The following is a 6,246-nucleotide window of genomic DNA, read 5'->3' on the forward strand; positions in this document are numbered from 1 at the left end:
GCGCCCGAGCGAGCCCCCCCGCCGGCGCCCCCCCGTCCTCCCCGGCCGCGCGGGCGCCGCCGCAATAGCGCGCCGCCCGGGCCCCCCGCCCCCCCACCCCGCCCCCCCTCGCACCCCGGCCGGCTTCCAGGAGCTGGCCGGCGCCGAGGCGGTGCTGGCCCTGGCCGGCGAGCACGGGCTGGTCGCGGAGAGCGCCGAGGACGCCGTCCGGCTCGCGCTCACCACCCCCGGCGCGGGCGACGACTTCCTCACCGTGCTGGCCGAGCGGCTCGCCGTCGGCCTGGCGGTGGTCGTCTCGGTGGTCGACCCGGAGCTGCTGGTGCTCTCCGGCGGCATCCCCACCGCCGGCGGCGAGCGGCTGCGCGCCCTCGTCCAGGAGGCGCTGGCCCGGATCTCCATCCCGCGGCCCGAGGTGCGGTGCACCACCGTCCCGGGCTCCCCCGTCCTGCACGGCGCGCTCCAGCGCGCCCTCGCCGCCGCCCGGGAGGCGGCCTTCACCACCCACTGACCCGCTGACCCTCTCACCGCACCCGCACAGCTCACCATCCCCCATGCACGGGCCGAAGGGCGATGACGCCTGCCCGCGTACCCCCCAGGAGGACCAGAAGTGCACACCGCCCGCAGATTCCGCCGCACGGCCGCCGCCCTCGCCGGCACCGCCGCGCTGGCCCTGTCCGCCGCCGCCTGCACCGGTACGCCCCAGGGCGGCGGGGACGACGGCTCCGCCCAGGGCAAGGACGTCACCATCACCTTCTGGCACGGCTGGAGCCAGGAGAACGAGACCAAGGCGATCAACGCCAACATCGCCGCCTTCGAGAAGGCGCACCCCAACATCCACGTGAAGGTGGTCGGCAACATCGCCGACGACAAGAGCGAGCAGGCGCTGCGGGCCGGCGGCGCCGACGCCCCGGACGTGGTCTCCTCGTTCACCACCGACAACGTCGGCAAGTTCTGCTCGGCGAAGGTGTGGGCGGACCTCACGCCGTTCCTGAAGAAGGACGGCATAGACCCGGCGAAGACCTTCCCGTCGGCGATGCTCACCTACAGCGCGTACCAGGGCAACCAGTGCTCGCTGCCGCTGCTCGGCGACGCCTACGGCCTGTACTACAACAAGACCGCCTTCGCCGCGGCCGGCATCGCCTCGCCGCCGAAGACCTTCAGCGAGTTCGAGGCGGACGCGGTCAAGCTGACCGTGCCCCAGGGCGACGGCTTCAAGCAGCTCGGCTTCATGCCGAACTACCACGGCTACGAGTCCACCCCCTCGCACTTCCTCGGCCAGTACGGCGCCGACTACTTCGGCAAGGACGGCAAGTCCGACATCGCGACCGACCCGAAGGTCGCCGCGATGTACACCTGGCAGAAGGACCTGGTCGGCAAGCTCGGCGGCTTCGACAAGCTGGAGAAGTTCCGCACCGGCTTCGGCGACGAGTTCAGCGCCAAGAACCCGTTCACCACCGGCCAGGTGGCGATGGCCATCGACGGCGAGTGGCGGACCGCCTCGCTCGCCGACGACAAGCCGGCCTTCGAGTGGGCGACCGCGCCGTTCCCGGTGCCGGACGACCAGGCCGCCAGCTACGGCCGCGGCTACCAGACCGGCACCATCGTCGGCATCGCCAGCGGCAGCCGCAAGCAGACCGCCGCCTGGGAGCTGGTCAAGTACCTGACCACGGACACCGACGCGGTCGTCACCTTCGCCAACGCCATCCACAACGTGCCGAGCACGCTGGCCGCGCTGGACTCCCCGAAGCTGGACGCCGACGCCAACTTCAAGACCTTCCTGGACATCGCGAAGAACCCGAACTCCACCACCACGCCCGCCTCGATCAACGGCGGCGCGTACCAGGTCTCGATGCAGAACCTCGGCTACGAGTTCGAGTCCGGCAAGCAGGCCGATCTGAAGGCCGGCCTCGCGGCCACCGCCAAGGAGATCGACGCGGCCATCGACCAGGCCAAGTGACGGACGCGCCATGGCACTTCTCGGCACATCCCGCCCGGCGGCGCTGCGCAGCAAGCGCCGCCGGGAGGCGGGCCGCACGCTCGCCTTCCTCTCCCCCTGGCTGATCGGCTTCGCGGTCTTCTTCGCCTACCCGCTGATCTCCACCGCGTACTTCTCGTTCATGAAGTACGACGGCTTCACCGCCCCGACCTTCACCGGCCTGAAGAACTGGAACTACCTGTTCGGCCACTACCCGTTCTTCTGGCAGGGGCTGCGCAACACCCTGTGGCTGGTCGTGGTGATGGTGTCGCTGCGGACGGTCTTCGGCCTCGGCATCGGCCTGCTGATCACCAAGGTGCGGACCGGCGCCGGCTTCTTCCGGACCGCCTTCTACCTGCCGTACCTGGCACCGCCGGTGGCCGCGACGATGGCCTTCGCCTTCCTGCTCAACCCCGGCACCGGGCCGGTCAACCACCTGCTCGGCGAGCTCGGCCTGCCGCAGCCCGGCTGGTTCACCGACCCCTCGTGGTCCAAGCCCGCGCTCACCCTGCTCGGCATGTGGGGCGTCGGCGACCTCATGGTCATCTTCATGGCCGCCCTGCTGGACGTGCCCAAGGAGCAGTACGAGGCGGCGGAGCTGGACGGCGCGAGCTCCTGGCAGCGGTTCCGCTTCGTCACCCTGCCGAACATCTCGCCGATCGTGCTGTTCGCCGTGGTCACCGGGGTCATCCAGACCATGCAGTACTACACCCAGGCGATCGTCGCCGGGAAGGTCGCCTCCGGCGTGATCGGCGGCTCGGGCCAGCAGTTCGAGCCCGGCTACCCGCACGGCTCCACCTGGACGCTGCCGCAGATGGTCTACAACCTCGGCTTCCAGCGCTTCGACACCGGCACCGCCTGCGCGGCGGCCCTGATCCTGTTCGCGATCTCGATGGCCTTCACCTCGCTGCTGCTGCGCCGCAGGTCCGGCCTGCTCGGGGAGGACTGAACCGTGACCCTCGCCTCGACCCTGCGGGTGCCGGTCGCCGCCGGCACCGCCGCCGCCCGCACCGCCCGCCGCCGCGCCGCCCTGAACTGGGTGGCCGTGCACTCCCTGGCGATCGCCGCCGCGCTGTTCTTCCTGCTGCCCTTCGCCTTCGTCCTGCTCACCTCGGTGATGAGCGACCAGCAGGCGCTCACCTCCGAGCTGTGGCCGACCAGTTGGCACTGGGGCAACTACACGAAGGTCTGGCGGACCCCGGGCTTCCTCACCTGGTGGGGCAACACCCTGCTGTACGCCGGAGCGGGCACCGCGCTGACCGTCCTCTCCAGCGTGCCGGTGGCGTACGCGCTCGCCAAGTTCCGCTTCCGGGGCCGCAACCTGGCCCTGATGGCGGTGATCTCGATGATGATGCTGCCGCCGCAGGTCACGGTCATCCCGATGTACCTGTTCTGGGCCAACCAGCTCCACCTCACCGGCTCGCTCTGGCCGCTGGTCATCCCGATGGCCTTCGGCGACGCGTTCAGCATCTTCCTGCTGCGGCAGTTCCTGCTCACCATCCCGAACGAGTACCTGGAGGCCGCCCGGATCGACGGCTGCGGGGACCTGCGCACCCTGGTGCGGGTGGTGCTGCCGATGGCGAGGCCGGCCATCGCCGCGGTCGCGCTCTTCCAGTTCTTCTCCTGCTGGAACGACTACTTCGGCCCGCAGATCTACGCCAGCGAGAACCCCGGCGCGTGGACCCTGAGCTACGGCCTGGAGTCCTTCAAGGGCGCCCACCACACCAACTGGAACCTCACCATGGCGGCGACCCTGCTGGTGATGGCACCGGTGATCATCCTCTTCTTCTTCGCACAGAAGGCCTTCATCGAAGGCGTGACACTGACAGGGGTCAAGGGCTGATGTCCGCACTGAAGTTGGCAATCGTCGGCGGCGGTTCCACGTACACACCGGAGCTGATCGACGGCTTCGCCCGGCTGCGGGACAGCCTCCCGATCGGCGAGCTCGTCCTGATCGACCCGGCCGCCGACCGGCTGGAGCTGATCGCCGGGCTCGCCCGCCGGATCTTCGCCCGGCAGGGCCACCCGGCGACCGTCACCACCGCCCCCGACGTCGCCTCCGGCGCGGCCGGCGCGGACGCCGTCCTGCTCCAGCTGCGGGTCGGCGGACAGGCCGCCCGCAACGAGGACGAGACCTGGCCGCTGGAGTGCGGCTGCGTCGGACAGGAGACCACCGGCGCGGGCGGGCTGGCGAAGGCGCTGCGCACCGTCCCGGTGGTGCTCGACATCGCCGAGCAGGTCCGGCGGACCAGCCCCGACGCCTGGATCGTCGACTTCACCAACCCGGTCGGCATCGTCACCCGCGCGCTGCAGACCGCCGGGCACAAGGCGGTCGGCCTGTGCAACGTGGCGATCGGCTTCCAGCGGAAGTTCGCCGCCCACCTCGGGGTCGCCCCCGAGCGCGTCCGGCTCGACCACGTCGGCCTCAACCACCTGACCTGGGAGCGCGGCGTCACCCTGCTCGACGCGCCCGGCTCGGCCGGCGGCCGCGAGGTGCTGCCCGAGCTGCTCGCCGCCCACGGCGAGGCGATCGCCGCCGACCTGCACCTGCCGGTCGACGTGGTCCGCCGCCTCGGCGTCGTGCCCTCGTACTACCTGCGCTACTTCTACCAGCACGACCTGGTGGTCGAGGAGCTCCGGGCCACCGGCTCGCGGGCCGCCGCGGTCGCCGCCATCGAGCAGCAGCTGCTGGAGATGTACGCCGACCCGGCGCTGGACACCAAGCCGGAGCTGCTCGGCAAGCGCGGCGGCGCGTTCTACTCCGAGGCCGCCGTCCAGCTGATCGCCGCCCTGCTCGGCACCGACGGCACCACCGGCGTCCAGGTGGTCAACACCCGCAACGACGGCATCCTGCCGTTCCTGCCGGACGACGCGGTGATCGAGGTGCCCGCCGAGGTCGACGCCGCGGGCGTGCGCCCGCTGCCGCAGCGCCCCGTCGAGCCCCTCTACGCCGGCCTGATCGCCGCCGTCACCGGGTACGAGCAGCTGGCGCTGGAGGCAGCCCTCAAGGGCGGCCGCGACCGGGTGTTCGACGCCCTGCTGGCCCACCCGCTGGTCGGCCAGATCGAGCTCGCCGACCGCCTCGCCGACCGGCTGATCTCCCACAACCGCGCCCACCTCGGCTGGGCGTGAGACCGCACATGACCACCTCGCGCCACCCCGGGGGGAACTGATGGACCGTCTTCACGGCGGGCAGGTCCCCGGCGTCCTCGCCATCGACGCCGGCAACAGCAAGACCGACGTGGCGCTGGTCGCCGCCGACGGCACCGTCCTCGGCGCCGCCCGCGGCGGCGGCTTCCAGCCCGAGGCGGGCGGCGCCGACCGGGCGATCGGCGGCCTCACCCCGCTCGTCGAGGCGGTCGCCGCCCAGGCCGGCCTCAGACCGGGCACCCCGCTCACCACGCACGTCAGCGCCTGCCTGGCCAACGCCGACCTGCCGGTGCAGGAGGAGCAGCTGCTCGCCGCCGTCGAGGCCCGGCCCTGGGGTGTCACCAGCGCCGTCGCCAACGACACCTTCGGGCTGCTGCGGGCCGGCACCGACGGCCCGCTCGGGGTCGCCGTGGTGTGCGGCGCGGGCATCAACTGCGTGGGCCTGCTCCCGGACGGGCGCACCGCCCGCTTCCCGGCGCTCGGTGTGCTGACCGGCGACTGGGGCGGCGGCGGCGGGCTCGCCGCCGAGGCGATGTGGCACGCCACCCGGGCCGAGGACGGCCGCGGCCCGGCCACCGCGCTCGCCGCCGCGATCGCCGCCCACTTCGGGGTGGACAGCGCCACCGCGGTCGCCGAGGCGATCCACCTGGACGAGCTCGCCCAGGAGCGGCTGCACGAACTGGTGCCGGTGCTCTTCGCCACCGCGGAGGACGGCGACCGGACGGCGCTCGATCTGATCGACCGGCAGGCCGACGAGATCGTCCGGTTCGCCCGGACGGCGCTCGCCCGGCTCGGCCTGCTGGCGCACCCCGCGCCGGTGGTGCTGGGCGGCGGCGTGCTGGCCGCCCGCCACCCGCTGCTGATCGACAACGTGACGGCCCGGCTGGCCGCGGCCGCGCCGCTCGCCGAGCCGCGGATCGTGGTCGCCCCGCCGGTGCTCGGCGCCGCCCTGCTCGGCCTCGACCGGATCGGCGCCGGCCCGCAGGCCCAGCAGCGGCTCCGGGACGCCTACACCCCCGGCCGGCCCGCGGCGGCCTGAGACCCCGCGGCCGCCCGGGGCCCCCAACCCCCGCGGGCCCCGGCCACCAAAGCGCGAGGAGCGCGATCAGAGGGGCCCCCAC

At 72.9% G+C, this 6,246-nt stretch carries 5 protein-coding genes and 1 pseudogene; all 6 read left to right on the plus strand.

The window, feature by feature from the left end:
* Positions 1-508 (plus strand): annotated as a pseudogene (locus tag ACFV0G_RS30805) (sugar kinase); the annotation flags it as partial.
* Positions 509-607: 99 nt separating this feature from the next.
* A complete protein-coding gene (locus tag ACFV0G_RS30810; protein WP_380555130.1) occupies positions 608-1,957 on the plus strand; it encodes an ABC transporter substrate-binding protein in 1,350 nt (449 codons plus the stop codon).
* Between the two features lie 10 nt (positions 1,958-1,967).
* Positions 1,968-2,924, plus strand: coding sequence for a carbohydrate ABC transporter permease (locus ACFV0G_RS30815; RefSeq protein WP_380555132.1), 957 nt, complete (start codon positions 1,968-1,970; stop codon positions 2,922-2,924).
* Positions 2,925-2,927: 3 nt separating this feature from the next.
* Complete coding sequence (locus ACFV0G_RS30820) at positions 2,928-3,818, plus strand: carbohydrate ABC transporter permease (protein ID WP_380555134.1); 891 nt, start codon at positions 2,928-2,930, stop codon at positions 3,816-3,818.
* A complete protein-coding gene (locus ACFV0G_RS30825) occupies positions 3,818-5,107 on the plus strand; it encodes a 6-phospho-beta-glucosidase (RefSeq protein WP_380555136.1) in 1,290 nt (429 codons plus the stop codon). The genes ACFV0G_RS30820 and ACFV0G_RS30825 overlap by 1 nt, the downstream gene beginning before the upstream one ends.
* Positions 5,108-5,147: 40 nt before the next feature.
* A complete protein-coding gene (locus tag ACFV0G_RS30830; protein WP_380555138.1) occupies positions 5,148-6,164 on the plus strand; it encodes an N-acetylglucosamine kinase in 1,017 nt (338 codons plus the stop codon).
* Positions 6,165-6,246: the final 82 nt, after the last annotated feature.

The sequence above is a fragment of the Kitasatospora sp. NPDC059571 genome (genome assembly GCF_042735675.1).
Lineage (GTDB): Bacteria > Actinomycetota > Actinomycetes > Streptomycetales > Streptomycetaceae > Kitasatospora.

Coding starts and splice junctions, on each gene's coding strand:
- ACFV0G_RS30815 (WP_380555132.1), top strand. CDS start 1,968: ATGGCACTTCTCGGCACATCCCGCCCGGCGGCGCTGCGCAGCAAGCGC.
- ACFV0G_RS30830 (WP_380555138.1), top strand. CDS start 5,148: ATGGACCGTCTTCACGGCGGGCAGGTCCCCGGCGTCCTCGCCATCGAC.
- ACFV0G_RS30825 (WP_380555136.1), top strand. CDS start 3,818: ATGTCCGCACTGAAGTTGGCAATCGTCGGCGGCGGTTCCACGTACACA.